Below are 18362 nucleotides of genomic sequence, written 5' to 3' on the forward strand. Positions count from 1 at the left end.
GCGCCAGGGGCGCCGGGCCCCTAGAAGCCCCCGCCGCCGGCGTCCGCTGCCATGTTGGCGAACCGGGAGTAATGGCCTTGGAAGGCAACGACGATGTCCTTGGTGGGGCCGTTACGGTGCTTCGCAACCAGGATGTCGGCTTCGCCGGCGCGCGGCGACTCCTTGTCATAGACATCCTCGCGGTGGAGCAGGATGACCATGTCCGCGTCCTGCTCGATGGACCCGGATTCACGGAGGTCCGAAACCATGGGCCGCTTGTCCTGGCGCTGTTCAGAGCCACGGTTCAGCTGGGACAGTGCGATGACGGGCACCTGCAGTTCCTTGGCCAGCAGCTTCAGTGCACGTGAGAACTCGGAGACTTCCTGCTGGCGGGACTCCACCTTCTTGCCGGAGCTCATGAGCTGGAGGTAATCGAGGATCACCAGCTTGAGATCGTGCTGCTGCTTCAGGCGCCGGCATTTTGCCCGGATCTCCATCAGGGACATGTTGGGGCTGTCGTCAATGAACAGCGGGGCGTCATTCATCCGGCCCATGGTGGTGGCGATTTTGGACCATTGCTCGTCCTTGATGGTTCCCTTGCGGAGATCCTGCAATCCGATGGTTGCCTCCGCGGAAAGGAGGCGCATGGCGATTTCGTTCCGCCCCATTTCGAGGGAGAACATCACGGTGGCGAGGTTGTTCTTGATGGCGGCGGAGCGGGCAAAGTCCAGGGCGAAGGTGGATTTACCCACAGCAGGCCGGGCCGCGATGACGATCATCTGGCCCGGGTGCAGTCCGTGGGTGAGCTCATCCAGCTCGTAGAACCCCGTGGGGACACCCGTCATCCCTTCGCCGCGGTGCCCTGACGCCTCGATCTCGTCCACGGTGGACTCCATGACGTCCTTGAGGACCACGTAATCCTCGGCAGTGCGCCGCTCGGCAACGGCGTAGACCTCGGCCTGGGCCTGGTTCACCAGGTCCTCCACCTCGCCGTCCGAGCCGTAGCCCAACTGGACGATTTTGGTCCCGGCGTTGACCAGGCGCCGGAGGACGGCGCGTTCCGCAACGATCTCGGCGTAGTAGCCGGCGTTGGCTGCGGTGGGGACTGTTTGGATCAGTTCGTGCAGGTAGGCGGGGCCGCCGATTCGATTGATCTCGGCACGCTTGGTCAGTTCGTCCGAGACCGTAACGGCGTCCGCGGGTTCACCGCGGCCGTAGAGGTCGATGATGGCCTCGTAGATGGTCTCATGGGCGGGGCGGTAGAAGTCCTGTCCCCGAAGGATTTCCACGACGTCGGCAATAGCATCCTTGGACAGCATCATGCCGCCCAGGACGGATTGCTCGGCGGGGATATCCTGCGGCGGCTTTCGGCTCGCGTCTGATCCGCGGGTTGTTTCGACCGGGTCAAGATGCGCGATTGACAAAGTTGCCGTCCTCCATGTGAGCCGGACCTTGGGGCCCGGCGGTTATCCATCCTGGTGTGGCGTTGCCCGAAGACCGCGCACCGCTACCTGTTCAGGTCTACCAGCGGGGTGTGACAACGCAGGGCCAGCCCTCCGGAGACGGCATGGGCACGGGTTATCCCCACTATCCACAGGTTTTCCACAGCGGGCTATTTCTTCCGGATCCGGCGGTTCCGCAGGTTGCCTTTCAGCAGTGATTCGGAACCAGCAAGCCCCGGAAGAACAGGTACCCCGCTACGCTAGCCCCCTCCGCCCCCGCTGCAAAGCCAGCAGTCTCCGGGCCCTGTGGACAAGCTGTGCACTAAGCGGCATAGCTTGTGCACAGCCTGTGGGCAAGGCTGTGGACAACAAAAAAGTTTTCCTGCCAATATGCGGCTGACCTGGGCAAACGCTATCGCAAGCATGTGGAGTAAATATTTCTTCCGGGGAATTTCATCCACAGCCCATATCGTCGCCGGGACACCTTATGCCCTGGATGCGGGCAGTGACGCAGTTCATTTGCGGCCCCGCGTGCTTCGCCATATGCCGTTGCGGGCGTCCGCTGCCCGGCAGGGGAACCCATATGCACAGCAGTGAATATTGCTGTGGATAAAGAGGAACTGGCATAAGCTCTATGTATGGGCGAACTACTGCTGGTTCTGCTGCCGGCGATCGTCTTGGCGGCGCTTATTTGGGGGCTTGCCACGGCCCTTAGCCCGCGCAATTCAGGCGTTTCCGACGCCGAGAAGTACCAGCGTGACCTGGCCGAACGTTCAGCCCGGCACTACGCCGCCCAAGTTCAGGCAGCCACCGCTGCCCGGGCCCGCCTCGAGGCCATTACGCGGCCAAGCCAGAACGCCCAGGCGATGCACTCAGATCTGGCTGCCACCAGGAAGTACACAGAACGGCTTTGAAAATGGAATCGCTCGTGATCCCTGTCCTTATCCTCCTGGCCGTGGCGGCCGGAGTCTTGCTCGCCGCCCGCGCCCTCAGCAGGCGAAGGGCTTCGGCCGGCGCGGCATCCGCGGCGCCTGCGGTCAGCTCCGCGGACCTCGCCCGCCAGGCGGCTGGAAAACTTTCCGAGGACGAACACCGGCGGCTCTATGCCCTTATCGCCCAGGGACAGGCCATGGCGGCCATCAAGCTGTACTACGAGGCCACGGGCGACGGGCTGCGCGCGTCGCGTGATGCGGTTGGCGCCCTGGCCGCCCACCCCCAGCCTTACCGCGGCCCGGAGGCCGTGCCAGCGGCCGCTGAGGACGACGACGACGATGAGCCGCAGCGGTTCCCCTACCGCTACCGGGCGATTGCGAGCAAAGGGGACGTGACCCGCGAGGTCAGCAGCAACATGCTCAACGACGAGATCTACGGCCGGATCCGCACCTTGGCCCGCAACGGGGACACGGAGGCGGCCGCCACCGCCCTGACCCGGCACTCTGATATCTCCATGAAGCAGGCCAGGGAGTTCATCGAACTGCTGGACGACTAAGCCCGGCGGGAGTCGCGAAGATGCGTGGTGGAAGTTGGCTCGCCTCAGCGAGGAACTTCAGGCGTTCCCGGAGATGCCGGCCAACAGCTGCTCGAACGGCAGTGACTCCATGGGGGCAGGCTTCCGGCCCGGCTGGGCCCCCTCCAGCAGGCGGGCAAACTCCCCGGCAGCGCGGTCGATGCGGGCGGCAAGGGAGGACCCGCCGTCGTCCGCGGTTCCCCAGTCCTGCGGGCCGGCGAAGACACCCGTGGCCGCGATCCTGGTGCGCAGGTAGCTGAACAGCGGGCGGAGGGCGTAGTCCAAGACCATCTGGTGGCGATCGGTGCCGCCCGTGGCGCCAAGCAGTACGGCCTTGCCGTCCAGGGACTTGGGGTCGAGGACATCGATGAAGGACTTGAACAGGCCGCTGTAGGACGCGCTGAACACAGGCGTTACGGCAATGATGCCATCAGAGGCCTCCACTCCGGCGATCACCTCGGCCAGCCGGGGTGCAGCATAGCCTGTGACAAAGTTGTTGGCGATGTCCACGGCAAGGTCCCGGAGCTCGACGACGTCCACGGTCACGTCATAGCCGGCCGCGCCCAACTGCCGCTCGGCCGAGGCGGCGAGCTGGTCGGCAAGCAGGCGGCTCGACGACGGGACGCCGAGGCCGGCGGAAAGGACTGTGATACGGCGGGCTTCCATGGCGTTCTCCTGTTACTCGTTCATCCCCATGCTACATGCATATGCATGTACTGAGTGAACGGCGGCGAGGGCCTGGGTATTCCCGCGGACGTCGGGGGTTTCCTGGCCCTGCGCTACAGCAGCACAGAGCCACGGATGCAGGTGGTGGAATCGCCGCCCACCCAGATCTCTCCGCCGTCAGCCGAGACGTGGACCCGCCCCGCCCTCCCGAGCATGGTTCCCTGGGCCGCGACGTATTGGTCCGGAGCCCGGCCACTGCCAATCAGCCAGTGTGCCGCCCCGGCATTGAAGCTTCCCGTGACGGGGTCTTCCATCATGGCGTCGCCCGGGATGAAGGTGCGCACCTCGAAATCGATCCCCGGGTCATCCCGCTCCGGCCCGATTACGCCGATCTTCAGGCTTCCCATGGCGGCGAGATCGGGTTGCAGGGCACGTACCTGCGCCGCCGAAGACAGCAGCACACCAATCCATTCGGGACCGTTCACCAGCCATGAGGCGTCGAGCACCTCGGCCTCGGGGCGGCGGAGCGCGGCCGCCACCTGGCGCCGGGTTGTCCCGTCCACCGGACCGAAGCGGGTCAGCGGCGGGCCTGCGAAAGCCAGCCGGCCGCCGTCGTTCTTGACACGGACCAGGCCGGCGCCGCACTCCTGCACCACAAAACCATCCGCCTTCGGCACTCCCCCCGATTCAAGCCACGTGTGGGCCGAGCCCAGCGTCGGGTGGCCGGCAAACGGGAACTCTTCACTGCCGGTAAAAATCCGGAGCCGGTAATCAGCGCGCGGATCGGTAGGGGGCAGCAGGAACGTGGTTTCGGACAGGTTGGTCCAGTTGGCGAACTGCTGCATCTGCCGTCCACTCAGCCCCTCTGCGTCCACGACGACGGCCAGCGGGTTCCCGCGGTACGGCTCGCTGGAGAAGACGTCCACTTGGTGGAAGGGGCGGCTGCGGGGGGCTTTGAAAGTCACCGCTGCAGGCTATCACCGGTGCTGGCAGGCGGACGGCCGGTCTGCGACACTACGTCCATGGCAGAGAACAAGACCCAGCCCACCGGCGTGCCCGTCGAGGAGTTCCTCGCGGCGGTGGAGCATCCCGGGAGGCGTGCCGACAGCTTCGAACTGCTTGGGCTCATGCGGTCCATCACTGGCCAGGAGGCGGTGATGTGGGGGCCAAGCATCGTGGGCTTCGGCGGCTACCACTACCGCTACGGAAGCGGTCGGGAGGGGGACGCCGCCGCGGTCGGATTTTCACCGCGCACAACGAACCTTGCCCTCTACGGACTAACCTACGGACCGGATGCTGACAGGCTGCTTCCCGGACTGGGGAAGCACAAGACAGGGGTGTCCTGCCTCTACATCAACAGGCTGCAGGACGTGGACCTAGGGGTGCTCAGCGAGATGATCCGGGCGGGCTACCAGCACGTCATGGCGGAACTGCACAGCCCCTGACAAACAGGAGACCCCCGCCGCCGGGATCCGGCAACGGGGGTCTCTGTACAGTCAGGACTGTTGAGCCGTAAAGGCTACTTGCCTGCCACTACATCGAGTTCGATGACAGCAGCAACGTCCTCGTGCAGACGGACGTTGGCCTGGTACGAACCAACCGACTTGATGTGGACCGGCAGTTCAACCTTGCGCTTGTCGATGCTGCCAAGGCCAGCGGCCTCAACGGCGTCAGCGACGTCGCCCTGCTTGACGGTGCCGAACAGGCGTCCGGTTTCGCCAGCCTTGACGACGAGCTTGACCGGCTTGGACTGCAGTGCAGCAGCCTGCTTCTGAGCATCTTCCAGGGAAGCGTGCTCGCGGGCAGCGCGGGCAGCCTTGATGGACTCAACCTGCTTTTCGCCGCCCTTCGACCAGGTCAGGGCGAAGTTGCGGGGCAGCAGGTAGTTACGGGCGTAACCGTCCTTGACCTCGACAACGTCGCCAGCAGCACCGAGACCGGTTACTTCGTGGGTCAGAATGAGCTTTGCCATGTTAGTTAATCCCTTCCTTAGCCGCGGCCAGCGCCGGAGTAAGGCAGCAGAGCAACTTCGCGGGCGTTCTTGATTGCCTGGGCGATCTTGCGCTGTTCCTGCACCGTAACGCCAGTGACGCGACGGGCGCGGATCTTTCCGCGGTCGGAGATGAACTTGCGCAGCAATGCTACGTCCTTGTAGTCGATGACAGTGATGTCAGCGGCCTTCAAGGGGTTGGACTTTGGTTTGGGCTTACGGAGTTCAGCCTTAGCCATCGTGGAGCTCCTATTCTAGGGAGCCCGTGGATGTTGATCCACGGGATGGTGGTAGTCCAACGGCGGCAGCCGCCTTGGTGCGCGCAGGCACTGTGGCGGGTCCCGGCGTCGGGCCTTAATGGGGTGTGTTTTAGAAGGGAGGTTCGGAATCGGGGCCGTTGCCCCAGCCACCTGCACTGGACACGCCGGGCGTAGCCCAGGGATCGTCCTGCGCAGCCTGCTGGTTGCCGCCGCCCCAGCCTCCACCGGAATTGCCGCCCTGGTTTCCACCAGAGTTGCCGCCTCCGAAGCCACCGCCGCTGTTGCCGCCGCCGAAGCCGCCCTGGCCACCCGCGCCGGAGCGCTGGGTGCGGTTGACCTTTGCATTGGCGTAGCGCAGGCTGGGGCCGATTTCGTCGACCTCAAGCTCGATAACGGTGCGCTTTTCGCCTTCCTTGGTTTCGTAGGAACGGCTCTTCAGGCGGCCGGTAACGATCACGCGCATGCCCTTGGTGAGGGACTCGGCGACGTTCTCGGCTGCTTCACGCCAAACAGCGGCGCGGAGGAACAGGGTTTCCCCGTCCTTCCACTCGTTGGACTGGCGGTCAAAGGTACGCGGGGTGGAAGCGATGGTGAAGTTCGCTACTGCCGAACCGGATGGTGTGAACCGCAATTCCGGGTCATTGGTGAGATTACCGATGACCGTAATGGTGGTCTCGCCTGCCATCTACTGCCTCCTTGTTCGATCCTGGGTGAAGAGTGCGTTCCTGCGGGGTAAAGAATGAAGATCGGTGCTGAAACTACTCAGCAACAACCTTCTGCTCTTCGGGGCGGGTGATCTTGGTGCGCATGATGGTCTCGTTAAGAGACAGCTGGCGGTCAAGTTCCTTGGCGGTTTCCGGCTTGGCGGTGAAGTTCACCACAGCGTAGATACCTTCGGACTTCTTCTTGATTTCGTAAGCCAGGCGGCGACGGCCCCAGATGTCAACCTTCTCGATGGTTCCACCATCGTTGGTGATGACGTTCAGGAACTTCTGAAGCGACGGCTCAACGGTACGCTCTTCGACCTCGGGGTCGATGATTACCATCAATTCGTAAGGACGCATATGTGAACCCACCTCCTTTGGGCTAAGCGGTTACGGCATTTCCGTAACAGGAGGTTCATTTGCGATTCCGTGCAATGACCCGCCGCCGGAACGGAGGCAGGACGCAGCACAGACTTCAATATCTTAGTGCATTTGGACCGGATAGGCGATTCACGCTTGACTCAAGGCTATGCGGCCGGCAACAGTGTGGAAAGCGTCCGTGTGGCGGATGTGGAAAACTTCTGCCACCCTCGGGCGTGGCTGGTCTGGAACGCCCTTATCATCTGACGTATGGATAAACGTTTGGCCGCCCTTGGCGTGGCGGCAATCTTCCTAGGCGGCTGCTCGGCCCCTTCACCTTCACCTTCACCTTCACCAATCGTGACGGCGCCGGCGGAGCCCGCAGCAACCATCCCAGCCACAATCGACGGCGGAGGACCCACCCCGCAAGCGTCCGCTGACTCTTTCGAATTGGCGGCAGCCGGGGACATGAACCCGGACGGGAACACGTCCACGGAATCGCCCAGTGGCAAAAACGCCGCGTCCATCATCGCCAGCCTGAACGACGGCTCCTTGGACAATTTCATCGCAACGGGTGACTTCCAGTACGACAAGTCGGTGTGCTCCGCGCTCGGAGCCTATGACCAGCTGTGGGGACCGGCCAAGTCCAAAACGTACTGGGCTGCAGGACCGAACCACGACGTTCAGCCCGGCAGGAACGACGAACTGGACAAGTATATGAACGGTGAGTGCGTGTCCACTACGAAAAGCGCAACCAACACCCACCTTGGCCGGTTCGTGGACGCCCTCGAATGGTACTCATTCGATAAGGGCAACTGGCACTTCCTTGTAGCCCCGACCGCCACCTGGCGGTACGACGCTCAGCGCGCGCGGGCGATGACGTCGGAAATGGACGCCGATTTAAAGGCAGCCAAAGCGGCCGGCAGGCATCTCGCCGTCGTCTACCATGACCCATACTTCACCTCTGACACGTCCAGCCACGGCCGCTTCACCGAAGCCAAGCCGTGGATTGACGTTTTCTGGGCAAACCGGGTCCGGATACTGCTTTCAGGCAGCCAGCACAATTATGAGCGGACCTGCCCGGTGAACAACGCGGACCAGTGCGTTGCGGACGGCATGCAACAATTCCAGGTGTCCACTGGTGGAATCGGCCTCCGGCGGTTCAAGAGCAACCCCTCTTATGTGCAGCAGAAGTTCAGCGACACCTGGGGTCACCTAAGAATGAGCCTCAAGGCTGACGGCTCTTACACGTGGGAATTCCATGCCGTTTCCGGCGGCATGCAGACTGACAGCGGGTCACGCAGCCGCTGAACCGCCGTCCGCTCGCCAGTACCGCAAGCCGCCGCTCGCGGCGCCATTGCTGTCCACGTCGACCAAGGCGTATGGGAACGACCGGTGATCCAACTGGTCAGGTCCTCGACCCCTGACGTCCGAACACCATGTGCCTGTGTTGATGTAACGGGTTGTGCACCCCTCCAGTGCCGATTCCAGGGCACGGTGGGTGTGGCCCGAGACGTACCAAGCCACCCCGGAACCATGCTCTTCGAGCGTACGTGCGAACCGACGCGCTGCCGCGGGGCCTACCTCTCCGGCGATCCTGTGCCCGGCGGCCGCCAGCACCATGCGAGTGGCGGCGCGCGGAAGCGCCGACACTGTCCGGAACCGGGACAGGCGCGCCAGGTCCCTCAGGGCCGCCTCATCGAGCGCAAGGCGAAGTGACTCGGACTGCAACATCTCGTCGTACTCGGGCTCCCGGATGCGGCGTTCCGCCAGCTCGGAGGCCAGGCAGGACCGGGCAACGGCCCCGGCACGGCTCAGGCGCGAGCTCGACGGGTCGGCGTTCCAGGCCGCGAGCGGTGGCAGGTTCAGCTGGTCGGTACCGTTGATCGCCGAGCGGAGCACCTCAGGAATCCGGTGCAGCGCGTGGTGCTGGTGCCCGTGCTCGGCCACCAGCACGTGGGGCACGTGCAAGAACCACGGATGCACCTGAACCCGTGTGGGCTCGAGGGGTGACAGCAGCGCTGACAGGTGGGCGGCAACCGACGGCCGGGCTAACTCCACGTCGTGGTTGCCGCACACGAAGTGCAGCTGCACGCCGCGAGCGGCACACGCGTCCAGGGCCCGGAACGTGTCAAGGTGCTGGATGAGGATCGACTCCAGCCGCGCAAGGCTCTCGTCTTCGGCCAGACCGACCAGCTCGAACGTGTCACCCACGAAGACGACGTGCCGCTGCGTACCGGCTCCTGCCAGGACCTCGCGGCGCAGGAATCCGGGTAGCGCTGCGCCTGGGCGGCGGGGGTCGTCGTCCGATACTCCCAAGTGGAGGTCGCTGAGCAGCCACCACCGCGCAGCGCCGTTCATGTGAGCAGTCCCACGACGCGCGGAACGAAGAGGAGGAGGTACATCACCCACATGACTCCGACTACCCTGCGGTCTATGGTCAGGCCCAGGAGCCTCGTTGGCCGTTCGGCGCCTGGTCCCGCGCGTCGGATCTCGAGCGCGATAAGGGTGACGAGCAGCGCGGCGGTGATGAGTAGGGCGGCAATCGCGAGCAGTCCCGCCAGATCGATCATGACACGACCTCCTGTCGTGCGGACACGAACTCCTGTCGTGCGCGTGCCATGCACGCGCCAAGGGTGATGACGCCCATTGTGATGACGCACGCCTGCCACGACCACACAGCGAGGTAGAACATCGCGGTGGACACCGCCGTTAGCGAGGCGAGGCCGAGAGCCAGGACGAGCAGCCCGCGGAGGGCAGGGTCGGTAACTGACGTGAGTCGGACCAGTGCCTGCCCTGGCAGCAGGATAACGACGACTGTCGCGGCGACCACCTGCAGTGGTGTCGGCAGCCCGACGAGCGTCACCAGTGACAAGGCGACGGCCGAGAGGCCGAGGACCAAGGTTTGCCGGCTGATGGGGCGGTTCATGGCGTCACCTGGTAGGCGCGTGCGTCGGCATTGCTGAACACGAGCTCCACGCCCGGTTGCGTGCGCAGCCACTCCTCCAGCTCGGCGAAGCCGCTGGCGCTGGTGGCGCCCCTGAGCACAAGACTCGCTTCCGACGAGCGGGTGAACAACGCGACGGCGCCGGCAGGGTTTTTCCGGGCGTTCTCGTAAACCACTGGGCCGCACGCCGCCGTAGACAAGTCGGACCGGCACATGTAGTCGATGGTCCGATACGGGTGATCGAGGTAGGACTCGCTGCGCCATGGCGTCGGGGGAGCAGCCGACATGATCGTCGAGCCGGGCGGCGCAAGGCGCTGCACGGCAGCAACGGCAGCGATCTCGTTATCGGTGAAGACGTCAAACTGGGCGTTCCCGAACCTGCCTGTCACTGTCAGCAGGCCCAACAAGCAGAACGTCAGCGCGAGGCCCCCCGCCGCACGGAGGGAGGGCTGGGTGCTGCCTTCTGTGGGAAGCAGGATCGAGCAGGCCTGCAGGGCTATGAAGGGCAGGGCGAAAAGCGAGACACGGATGAGCATTTCCCCGCCGTACAACTGCACGGGGAAAAGCAGCAGTGGGGTGACAGCAAGGAGGACTACCCGGATGTCGAGACGCCCCCTGCGCCGGTCGCGCACCGCGCCCGCCACCGCGAGCGCCCACAGCAGGAGGGTGAGAACCACCCGGGCCTCCACCACGAGCACATGCCCGGGGGTTCCGCTCACGCGGTCGACGACGTTGGCATTGACCGCGGCCAGCACTCCTCCTTCCGCCAGGGGCGGGTTCCCCGTGAGGTAGGTACTGGCGGGGTAGGCGAGCCAGAGGGCCAGTACGACGGCGGTGATGAGAGGCAGCCGGCCGGGCCAGACACGTCCGCTCAGGGTGAGGGCGGTGAGGGCGATCAGCAACATGAAGGGTGTCAGTTGATGGCTCGCGCAGATGACCGCGACCAGCACGAGAGCCACCACGAGGGCGCTCACCCGGTACCCCGGCTGGGGCTCAGCCGGGGACCGACCTTGCCACCACGCAGCCAGGTCGGTATCTCGGAAGCCGTGGAACTTGGGGGGCCGCGCGGCCAGCGGCCCGACGACAAGTGCGATCACGACGAGGTACAGGAAGAAGCCGAAGGCTTGGGGAGACAAGTAGTCCTGGTCCTGCCAGTTGCCGAGGCAGAAGAGCCAGAGCACGAGCCACCGCCGTCGCGGATCCTGCGTAAGGTAGCGCATCAGCACGCCCACAGCAGCGAGCCACATGCCCACGTTGAGCACAGGCGCCCACAGGGCAAGGGTTACCGGGTCGAGGCCGGTTGCCTTGAGCACTGTCGCGAGAAGGGCGAAGAAACCCGGCCAGTTAAAGTAGGCGTCAATGTCGGGGTCGATCCCCTGGCTGCGCGAGAGGGCATCGGCGATGCCGAGATGACGGAACGCGACCTCACCACGGGGTACGTCCGTGACGAAGGCTGCCGTGCCGAAGAGCACGAGCACCAACACCAGCAGCAGCCACATCATGACCGCGCGGCCGGCCGGACCTGAGGCATCCCCTCGTAGCGCCACAACGAAGGCGACGTTCAAAATCAGGACACCTGCCCAGAATGGGTAGGGGAGCACGGCAACGAGCCCCAAGTCGCTGTTTACTGGAACGGCGACCGTTGAAGCGGCCCAAGCGGTAAGCGCCAGCGACACGGCCCCCGCCAGTGCGCACCACGCGTCACGGGCCTTCCAGCGTTTCTGGATGCGGCTGGGCGCATCAATTGTTGTGGTCATCGTGACTCCTTTGTGACGCGCCGGAGAACGGCGACTAAACGGAGGCCGACCACGACGGCCCCAATGGAGAGCACCACCAGCCACGCAAGGGCCATGGCGCCGGGGCCCGTTTCGGCGACTAGCAGCGCTGAGGTGCAGAGGGCGACTCCGAGCGTCACGCCGACCACGATCGGTTCGACGTAGCGGCCGAGAGCCCGGCACACGGCGTTGTAGGCCTGTAGCACCGCGTACGGAACCAGTCCGGCCGCCAACCACCGCAGAGCGTCAGCGGATGCGTCGGCGTACCGCTCCCCCAGCAGAATGAGCAGCGGATGAGCGAGGAGGACGAGGACGACTGCCGCCAGACCTCCCACGGCGACCGACCACCGGAGACTCGCCCAGGTTGTAGACACCAGGCGGCGCGGGTCGCGGACACCTTCGGAGAACTGGACGATGCCCATCAGCATCGGAGCGGAGTAGGCTGCCCAGGCCATCATCCAAGCCGGATACCAGTAGGCAGCGGTCTCCGGCGCCACTGTGTGGGCGAGCAGGAGAGGCAGCACCAGCCCCGGGGCGCGCTCCGTGAGGGTGAGGAGCTGGTACGGAATGCCCACCGCCAGCAGTGGACGGCCGCGCGTTGATCGCAAGGATGGCCTCGGCCGGTAACCAATCAGTTTTCGCAGTTGGACCACACCGACGACGCACGCCACCGTGTTCCCGAGGGTCCAGGCAGCCATCATCACGTCGGCCGAGGCGCCGTGCGCCTGCCAGGAAACGAGCGCTGCAGCGCCGAGCGAAACCCCGCCGCCCAACGCGTACCTCAAGGTGGCGCTGGCACCGCGTCCCAACGCCACAAGCGCCTGGTCCAGCACAATCACCAGGGTACCGGTGACGGCAGCCGCAAGGAACGTAAGCCAGAAGAGAACCGATGCCGAGGCCGTTTCCGGCGCCACGGCCGCCTGCAGCACGAGGTAACCGAGGGCCAGCACAGTGCCGGCTACCCCCACGATGGCGAACGCCGCATCCAGCACCCGCGCGGGCGGCTCTCCTCGTCCTACCGCCACGATGACGGCCGACCCTGCACCAAGAACCGCGAGCTGCGTGCAGATCATCACTGCCGCGACCGCAGCCATGGTGAGCCCGACCTCACGGTCTGACGTCGCACGCGCAGCCACGACCCAGAAGGCAAAACCCCAGCCAATCTGGGCGACCTTGCCCACTATGAGGCCGAGCGAACTACGCAAGGGGGAATGCCGGATGGTTGAGGGGTCCGTGACGGCGGTCCCAAGCTCAGCGGTCATGACGCCAGACCTTTCGCCAGGCCCGCATAGTTGTACCAGCAGAAGGCGAGGTAGTAGCGCAGCCACCGAGGCTGCCCCGAGGCGAGGCTCAAGACGCTGCCCCGAACTGCCGCTGCCGCGGGCAACAGCGCCAACCTGGCTCCGCGCCAGCCGTGCTTGCGGATCATCCGTCCCAGTCCCGTTCCGTCCATCAGGAACTGGTCGAGCGCGAAGTTGAAGTCATCGGCGGCGAAACGGTGTTCGACGACGACGCGCTCTGACACTGCCGTTCGCAGCCCCGACTGCCGCATCCGCCAACGCAGCTCGATATCCTCCCCCGACTTGAACTTGTCGTCGAAACCCACGCCCAGCATTAGCTCCCGGTCAACGATCGTCGCCACGAGCCCGAACCAGTTGCGACTGCGGCCGGTGCGGTGGTGATGTGCCAACGCCTGCCCCCAGTAGCCCGGTCCAGCGACACTCTCGAGACCGGCCTGGAGGGCGTCGTAGCCGCCTTCGACCAGCTCCCTGAGTAAATCTGCGACGCCCGTTGGGCCGAACACGACGTCGGAATCGACGAGCAGGACCCAACGGGTACTGCTGCTCTGCACACCGAGCGTTCGCGCCCACGGCAGGCCACGGCCCTCGTCGCTCAGGACGCGCGCGCCGGCCGCGAGGGATAGTTCGACGGTGCGGTCAGTAGAGCATCCGTCCACCACTATGATCTCGGCGACACCTGACTGCCGTAGGGCCTCCAGGCAGCGCGGGAGCATCTGCTCAGCGTTGCGGGCCGGAACGACCGCGGTGACCTCGGAGGGGCTGTGACCCACTGTGCCCACCCCCTCAGATCTGCTCGTCGAGGACCGACGGCAGCAGCTCCTCGAGATACCGGACGATGTCGTCGGACGCTTCGTCCGCAGTGTAGGCGGAGGGCACCTGCAGCAGGTGGCAGGGCCGTCCGTCGAGCGCTTTGCTCAGCACTACCCCTTTTGCGGCGAAGTGCTCGCGCCAGGGGACGACGGATGTGGCAGCCAGGCCTGTTACGACATGCTGCGAGAAGCTTGCCATCTCGATGTGGAAGTTGCCGAGCATGCGGTCGACCATCCACTCCGTTGTCCGCTCAACAATCCGGGATCGGGAGCCTTCGTAGCGCTCGATATAAATGGCCGCCGCGAGCGGGGCCGTCGTCGTCACCTCCCGGCCGGGAAAAGCGGTCCCTGCATCAACCATGCGGTGCTCGGGCGACCAACGCCGGGAGAAGTCCGCGAGGCGCGGGTAACGGATGACGTACGGATGCACCACCGTGGTGAGGCGGCCGACGCTCTTCGAGAGCTGTGGCGGGACGAGGGGCTTCCTTACACCCTGAAACAGGTGGGGGTAAATGTTCCGGTGGTGCGGCTTAATAAACATCGGCTTCGCGTAGCCGAGTAGGGTGGCGTCCTCGGCGAGGAAAGCCCAGTCATCGCCCATGAACGACCACCCCTCGCGCCTCATCAGCTTGGCGGCGGTGCTCGTCTTACCGGTCCCGCCGGCGGCGGGAAGCGCGATCGCGTGCCCCCGGTACGCCATTGTTGCCGCGTGGATCATCCCCGCTCCTCGAGCCACCATGGCGGCATCCAGAACAGGAACCACGGAGGTCAACAGCTCGCCCGGACCATGGATGCGCCACTGGTTTCCGTCCCGCACTACCTGGAGCCGCTCGGCTTGGAAGCGCACGCTGTTTTCCGTGTACGCGAGTTCGTGCTCGAGCAGACCCGCATCCGGCATTGGCTCCAGCCGGTCATCCACCGTGATGTCGGCCGGCCGTTCGGTGTCAGTGGCGAAACACGCCAACATGCTCTTGAGCTGTGGCGCTGCTGGCGCCTCTGCGTCAACGCGGATCGTAATGCGGCCGTGGATGTCGAAGTGCAGTGCCTTGGTGTTGGACTTGGTCTGCCTGTACATGGTGTCCCCTGTCTTGTGGTGCCAATCGATGATGTTGCTGATGTGGACGGCGCCGGCCGCCTCGGCCGGCGTTCGCCTACTTCGCCAGCGTGAGGATGAGCTTGGGTGCGTTCGTGCTGCCGGCCTCCTTTGAGTTCAGGTCCAGGCCGTCGCTGCTGTTGGCATCCATCCCAAGTGAGAGCATTTGACCAAGCTCACCCTTCACGGAATCGGCGTTCAGCAAAATCTTGTAGATGGTGTTGGTCGTTGTCGGGCCGAGCGTGCCAATGGTGGTGCCAAGGGCCGGACGGAGTGGAGTGCCGCTGTACGTGATCCCAGCCTCGGTCCAGCTGTCATCACCGACCAGCTTGACGTTCTGCGTACCCGTTGACCCGCTCCCGGCGCTGCGCAGCTCCAGCGTCGCACTCTCCAGGGTCCTGCCCGCATACGCTGACAAGTCGAACTTCAAGTACGTGATCTCCACCGGGCTGTTGTCCACACCCAGGATGGTGCTCGTGCCATAGTTCGTCCCCGGCGCCCCACTCGAGACATAACTGTCAGCGGTAGCCGTGAGCGTGACCGTTTCCGACGTGCCGCCACCCGAGGCAGGAGCCGTGGTGAAGGACCAGGTCTTGTCCGACGCCAACGCGTTACCGGCAACATCCTTCACTCCGTTAGCGCCGCCCTTGATGACCGCCGTGTACGTCGTACCCGCCTTCAGGTCCACGTTCGGGTTCAACGTCGCCACATTGCCCGAGTACGACACAACCGCGGACACCGGCGTAGTCCCTTCCGTCACCGTGAACGAACTCGACGAAACCGTCGCAGCATCCATCGGCTCCGAAAACGTCCCCGTCACATCCGCCGACACCGCCACACCAGCAGCACCAGCAGCCGGCGACGTAGCCGTCACCGTCGGAGCAGTCGTATCACCACCACCGCCGCTTCCACCGCCGCCGCTCATGGTGAGCACCAGCTTGGGTGCGTTCGTGCTGCCGGCCTCCTTTGAGTTCAGGTCCAGGCCGTCGCTGCTGTTGGCATCCATCCCAAGTGAGAGCATTTGACCAAGCTCACCCTTCACGGAATCGGCGTTCAGCAAAATCTTGTAGATGGTGTTGGTCGTTGTCGGGCCGAGCGTGCCAATGGTGGTGCCAAGGGCCGGACGGAGTGGAGTGCCGCTGTACGTGATCCCAGCCTCGGTCCAGCTGTCATCACCGACCAGCTTGACGTTCTGCGTACCCGTTGACCCGCTCCCGGCGCTGCGCAGCTCCAGCGTCGCACTCTCCAGGGTCCTGCCCGCATACGCTGACAAGTCGAACTTCAAGTACGTGATCTCCACCGGGCTGTTGTCCACACCCAGGATGGTGCTCGTGCCATAGTTCGTCCCCGGCGCCCCACTCGAGACATAACTGTCAGCGGTAGCCGTGAGCGTGACCGTTTCCGACGTGCCGCCACCCGAGGCAGGAGCCGTGGTGAAGGACCAGGTCTTGTCCGACGCCAACGCGTTACCGGCAACATCCTTCACTCCGTTGGCGCCGCCCTTGATGACCGCCGTGTACGTCGTACCCGCCTTCAGGTCCACGTTCGGGTTCAACGTCGCCACATTGCCCGAGTACGACACAACCGCGGACACCGGCGTAGTCCCTTCCGTCACCGTGAACGAACTCGACGAAACCGTCGCAGCATCCATCGGCTCCGAAAACGTCCCCGTCACATCCGCCGACACCGCCACACCAGCAGCACCAGCAGCCGGCGACGTAGCCGTCACCGTCGGAGCAGTCGTATCACCACCACCGGCGGCGGCCGTGGTAAAGGTCCAGGTCTTGTCCGACGCCAACGCGTTACCGGCAACATCCTTCACTCCGTTGGCGCCGCCCTTGATGACCGCCGTGTACGTCGTACCCGCCTTCAGGTCCACGTTCGGGTTCAACGTCGCCACATTGCCCGAGTACGACACAACCGCGGACACCGGCGTAGTCCCTTCCGTCACCGTGAACGTACTCGACGTAACCGTCGCAGCATCCATCGGCTCCGAGAACGTCCCCGTCACATTCGCCGACACCGCAACAGCCGTGGCACCAGCGGCCGGCGACGTAGCCGTCACCGTCGGAGCAGTGGTATCACCACCACCACTACTGGGTTCGTAAAAGTGCCAGTACCGGCTGGTGGCGTTCACATCTGCGAGCACCAGGAGACCGCTGTTGCCCGTGCCCCTCGCCGCATTGTTGAGGTTCTGCTTAGTCGACGTCACGTTGTGGACGTACTGGTCGGCATCCACGATGCGAGGCGTCTTCGCAGCGGTAGCGAGCTTTCCAGGGTCGCTTACGGGCGCAGACTTCTCGTAGATCGCACCTCCCGAGCTGGTGCACACACCAGCGTTCTTCGTGCCACTCGGCTTGGGATAGGTAGCGAAGGTCCGCAGCGTCTTCGGCGACGTGCTCTCATCAATCAGGACGATCACCCGGTTTGGGCATTCAGCCACATTCGCGATGGTGTGCGCCGACCACGCCGACGTTGTGGCATTCAACGCCAAGAGCTGGATCAGCGGCTCAGAGTTGGAAGTGAACGACGTTTTGATAGCGGCAAAAACCTGCCCATCCGCGGAGTCCAGCCACTTCAAGTTCATGTGGTCATCGCCGCTGCGCTGTCCCTTCACTGCCGCGACGGGAGCGGTCCAGGCGGTTTTGGACGTGTCTGAGTCGTTGTGGTAGCTCCAGTACATGCCGTCGGTTGCGTCACCGACCTGCCGGCTCCACATCAAGCCCATCTTCCCGTCGAACGCGATCACGGCCGAAGTGTCGTCCACGGAGACGTTGCTCAACGTCGCAGGATGCTGGAACGGGGTCCCCCAAGTCTTGCCATCGGTGCCAGTGACGTTCAGATAGATCTTGTTCCCCTGCTGCCACGTGGCCCAGACCCGGCCAGTGGAGTCCTTGTCGATGCTCAGGGTCTCAACTTTGTAGTTGTTGATCTGTGTCGAACTCAGCAGCGAGTACGTGTTCTTAATCGAGTCGTAGCTGTAACGCCGCATCATCGTCGGGAAGTTCGGCTCGGCAGGCAGACCGTCGTTGACGAACTGGTGGCTCGCCACATACAACGTCGTCCCGTCCCACAACACGTCATGATGTGTGTTTGCCCGCGTCTCTGTCGCCACACCCGTATCGGTCCACGATCTCGTCGAGCCATTGAAGCGGAAGATGTGGAAATCCGAGCTGGCAGTGTCCCACAGGTTCCCCCACCAGACCCCGTCGTTGAACCACAGCACACTCTCCGCCCGCTTCGTACCCGTCGGCGTCCCCGTCCCGGAATGCGACGGACCCTCATCGCCAACGTCGCCCGCAGCAGCCGACGCCGCGACCGGGGACACCAGGGCACCCACGACAACCAGTAGGGCTGTCAGCAGTGCATAGAGCCGCAGATTCCGCGACGCTCGTAGACGAAGACCAGCTGCATCGACGGAATCGTGCACAGCCGCTCCTTCGCGCGCAAAAGGGTTGTTCATTACTTCATCCTTCCGACACATTCGCGCTGTGTAATTTTGGTGGTATCGATCCACCACACCCCTGGC

General features: G+C 64.4%; 19 protein-coding genes. 4 read left to right on the forward strand and 15 right to left on the reverse strand.

What is annotated here, in order from left to right; all coding sequences use genetic code 11:
* Positions 1 to 20: 20 nt before the first annotated feature.
* Positions 21 to 1403, reverse strand: coding sequence for a replicative DNA helicase (gene dnaB / locus KTR40_RS18755; protein ID WP_013602891.1), 1383 nt, complete (start codon positions 1401 to 1403; stop codon positions 21 to 23).
* Positions 1404 to 2059: 656 nt separating this feature from the next.
* On the opposite strand from dnaB, the gene KTR40_RS18760 reads away from it, so the two are divergent.
* Together KTR40_RS18760 and KTR40_RS18765 are read left to right on the forward strand one after the other, a co-directional pair.
* The gene (locus KTR40_RS18760; RefSeq protein WP_228404775.1) at positions 2060 to 2335 is read left to right on the forward strand and encodes a hypothetical protein; all 276 of its coding nucleotides are present in this window, start codon (positions 2060 to 2062) and stop codon (positions 2333 to 2335) included.
* Between the two features lie 2 nt (positions 2336 to 2337).
* Complete coding sequence (locus tag KTR40_RS18765; RefSeq protein ID WP_228404777.1) at positions 2338 to 2910, forward strand: hypothetical protein; 573 nt, start codon at positions 2338 to 2340, stop codon at positions 2908 to 2910.
* Positions 2911 to 2967: 57 nt separating this feature from the next.
* Here the strand turns inward: KTR40_RS18765 and KTR40_RS18770 are convergent, their stop codons facing one another.
* Both KTR40_RS18770 and KTR40_RS18775 read right to left on the reverse strand, forming a co-directional pair.
* Positions 2968 to 3594, reverse strand: coding sequence for an FMN reductase (locus tag KTR40_RS18770; protein ID WP_139031002.1), 627 nt, complete (start codon positions 3592 to 3594; stop codon positions 2968 to 2970).
* Between the two features lie 113 nt (positions 3595 to 3707).
* Positions 3708 to 4559, reverse strand: a complete 852-nt coding sequence (locus tag KTR40_RS18775) for a PhzF family phenazine biosynthesis protein (RefSeq protein ID WP_228404779.1) — start codon at positions 4557 to 4559, stop codon at positions 3708 to 3710.
* A gap of 57 nt (positions 4560 to 4616) precedes the next feature.
* Between KTR40_RS18775 and KTR40_RS18780 the strand changes: the two genes are divergently transcribed.
* On the forward strand, positions 4617 to 5039 hold the full coding sequence (locus KTR40_RS18780) for a DUF1801 domain-containing protein (protein ID WP_228404780.1): 423 nt from the start codon (positions 4617 to 4619) through the stop codon (positions 5037 to 5039).
* 74 nt (positions 5040 to 5113) lie between these two features.
* On the opposite strand, the gene rplI is transcribed toward KTR40_RS18780, so the two are convergent.
* The 4 genes from rplI to rpsF all read right to left on the reverse strand — a co-directional run bounded on the left by rplI (position 5114) and on the right by rpsF (position 6908).
* Positions 5114 to 5566, reverse strand: coding sequence for a 50S ribosomal protein L9 (gene rplI, locus KTR40_RS18785; RefSeq protein ID WP_139031005.1), 453 nt, complete (start codon positions 5564 to 5566; stop codon positions 5114 to 5116).
* Between the two features lie 17 nt (positions 5567 to 5583).
* A complete protein-coding gene (gene rpsR, locus KTR40_RS18790) occupies positions 5584 to 5823 on the reverse strand; it encodes a 30S ribosomal protein S18 (RefSeq protein WP_003800144.1) in 240 nt (79 codons plus the stop codon).
* A 130-nt stretch (positions 5824 to 5953) separates the two neighbouring features.
* A complete protein-coding gene (locus KTR40_RS18795) occupies positions 5954 to 6529 on the reverse strand; it encodes a single-stranded DNA-binding protein (RefSeq protein ID WP_157240203.1) in 576 nt (191 codons plus the stop codon).
* A gap of 73 nt (positions 6530 to 6602) precedes the next feature.
* Entirely contained in the window at positions 6603 to 6908 is a 306-nt protein-coding gene (rpsF, locus tag KTR40_RS18800) for a 30S ribosomal protein S6 (protein ID WP_013602900.1), read from the reverse strand.
* Positions 6909 to 7178: 270 nt separating this feature from the next.
* Between rpsF and KTR40_RS18805 the strand changes: the two genes are divergently transcribed.
* Entirely contained in the window at positions 7179 to 8219 is a 1041-nt protein-coding gene (locus tag KTR40_RS18805; RefSeq protein ID WP_228404782.1) for a metallophosphoesterase, read from the forward strand.
* On the opposite strand, the gene KTR40_RS18810 is transcribed toward KTR40_RS18805, so the two are convergent.
* The 8 genes from KTR40_RS18810 to KTR40_RS18845 all read right to left on the reverse strand — a co-directional run bounded on the left by KTR40_RS18810 (position 8205) and on the right by KTR40_RS18845 (position 18296).
* Positions 8205 to 9269, reverse strand: a complete 1065-nt coding sequence (locus KTR40_RS18810) for a hypothetical protein (protein WP_228404784.1) — start codon at positions 9267 to 9269, stop codon at positions 8205 to 8207. The genes KTR40_RS18805 and KTR40_RS18810 overlap by 15 nt on opposite strands.
* Positions 9266 to 9481, reverse strand: coding sequence for a hypothetical protein (locus tag KTR40_RS18815; protein WP_139031008.1), 216 nt, complete (start codon positions 9479 to 9481; stop codon positions 9266 to 9268). The genes KTR40_RS18810 and KTR40_RS18815 overlap by 4 nt, the downstream gene beginning before the upstream one ends.
* Complete coding sequence (locus KTR40_RS18820) at positions 9478 to 9837, reverse strand: hypothetical protein (RefSeq protein ID WP_139031009.1); 360 nt, start codon at positions 9835 to 9837, stop codon at positions 9478 to 9480. The genes KTR40_RS18815 and KTR40_RS18820 overlap by 4 nt, the downstream gene beginning before the upstream one ends.
* Complete coding sequence (locus KTR40_RS18825; protein WP_228404786.1) at positions 9834 to 11612, reverse strand: glycosyltransferase; 1779 nt, start codon at positions 11610 to 11612, stop codon at positions 9834 to 9836. The genes KTR40_RS18820 and KTR40_RS18825 overlap by 4 nt, the downstream gene beginning before the upstream one ends.
* The gene (locus KTR40_RS18830; protein WP_139031011.1) at positions 11609 to 12892 is read right to left on the reverse strand and encodes a lipopolysaccharide biosynthesis protein; all 1284 of its coding nucleotides are present in this window, start codon (positions 12890 to 12892) and stop codon (positions 11609 to 11611) included. Before KTR40_RS18830 ends, KTR40_RS18825 begins: the two co-directional genes overlap by 4 nt.
* Positions 12889 to 13701 (reverse strand): glycosyltransferase, encoded by an 813-nt coding sequence (locus tag KTR40_RS18835; protein ID WP_139031012.1) that lies wholly within the window; start codon positions 13699 to 13701, stop codon positions 12889 to 12891. Before KTR40_RS18835 ends, KTR40_RS18830 begins: the two co-directional genes overlap by 4 nt.
* Positions 13702 to 13714: 13 nt before the next feature.
* Entirely contained in the window at positions 13715 to 14815 is a 1101-nt protein-coding gene (locus KTR40_RS18840; RefSeq protein ID WP_228404787.1) for a hypothetical protein, read from the reverse strand.
* A gap of 76 nt (positions 14816 to 14891) precedes the next feature.
* Entirely contained in the window at positions 14892 to 18296 is a 3405-nt protein-coding gene (locus KTR40_RS18845) for an Ig-like domain-containing protein (RefSeq protein WP_228404789.1), read from the reverse strand.
* Positions 18297 to 18362: the final 66 nt, after the last annotated feature.

Source organism: Pseudarthrobacter sp. L1SW (genome assembly GCF_020809045.1).
GTDB lineage: Bacteria > Actinomycetota > Actinomycetes > Actinomycetales > Micrococcaceae > Arthrobacter.

What these genes read in the sequence shown, in the direction of transcription:
- KTR40_RS18820 (WP_139031009.1), bottom strand. Translation starts at nt 9,837, where the DNA reads ATGAACCGCCCCATCAGCCGGCAAACCTTGGTCCTCGGCCTCTCGGCC.
- rpsR (WP_003800144.1), bottom strand. Translation starts at nt 5,823, where the DNA reads ATGGCTAAGGCTGAACTCCGTAAGCCCAAACCAAAGTCCAACCCCTTG.
- KTR40_RS18805 (WP_228404782.1), top strand. Translation starts at nt 7,179, where the DNA reads ATGGATAAACGTTTGGCCGCCCTTGGCGTGGCGGCAATCTTCCTAGGC.
- KTR40_RS18760 (WP_228404775.1), top strand. Translation starts at nt 2,060, where the DNA reads ATGGGCGAACTACTGCTGGTTCTGCTGCCGGCGATCGTCTTGGCGGCG.
- KTR40_RS18815 (WP_139031008.1), bottom strand. Translation starts at nt 9,481, where the DNA reads ATGATCGATCTGGCGGGACTGCTCGCGATTGCCGCCCTACTCATCACC.
- KTR40_RS18810 (WP_228404784.1), bottom strand. Translation starts at nt 9,269, where the DNA reads ATGAACGGCGCTGCGCGGTGGTGGCTGCTCAGCGACCTCCACTTGGGA.
- KTR40_RS18780 (WP_228404780.1), top strand. Translation starts at nt 4,617, where the DNA reads ATGGCAGAGAACAAGACCCAGCCCACCGGCGTGCCCGTCGAGGAGTTC.
- KTR40_RS18770 (WP_139031002.1), bottom strand. Translation starts at nt 3,594, where the DNA reads ATGGAAGCCCGCCGTATCACAGTCCTTTCCGCCGGCCTCGGCGTCCCG.
- KTR40_RS18830 (WP_139031011.1), bottom strand. Translation starts at nt 12,892, where the DNA reads ATGACCGCTGAGCTTGGGACCGCCGTCACGGACCCCTCAACCATCCGG.
- KTR40_RS18825 (WP_228404786.1), bottom strand. Translation starts at nt 11,612, where the DNA reads ATGACCACAACAATTGATGCGCCCAGCCGCATCCAGAAACGCTGGAAG.
- KTR40_RS18845 (WP_228404789.1), bottom strand. Translation starts at nt 18,296, where the DNA reads ATGAACAACCCTTTTGCGCGCGAAGGAGCGGCTGTGCACGATTCCGTC.
- KTR40_RS18765 (WP_228404777.1), top strand. Translation starts at nt 2,338, where the DNA reads ATGGAATCGCTCGTGATCCCTGTCCTTATCCTCCTGGCCGTGGCGGCC.
- KTR40_RS18795 (WP_157240203.1), bottom strand. Translation starts at nt 6,529, where the DNA reads ATGGCAGGCGAGACCACCATTACGGTCATCGGTAATCTCACCAATGAC.
- KTR40_RS18840 (WP_228404787.1), bottom strand. Translation starts at nt 14,815, where the DNA reads ATGTACAGGCAGACCAAGTCCAACACCAAGGCACTGCACTTCGACATC.
- rpsF (WP_013602900.1), bottom strand. Translation starts at nt 6,908, where the DNA reads ATGCGTCCTTACGAATTGATGGTAATCATCGACCCCGAGGTCGAAGAG.
- rplI (WP_139031005.1), bottom strand. Translation starts at nt 5,566, where the DNA reads ATGGCAAAGCTCATTCTGACCCACGAAGTAACCGGTCTCGGTGCTGCT.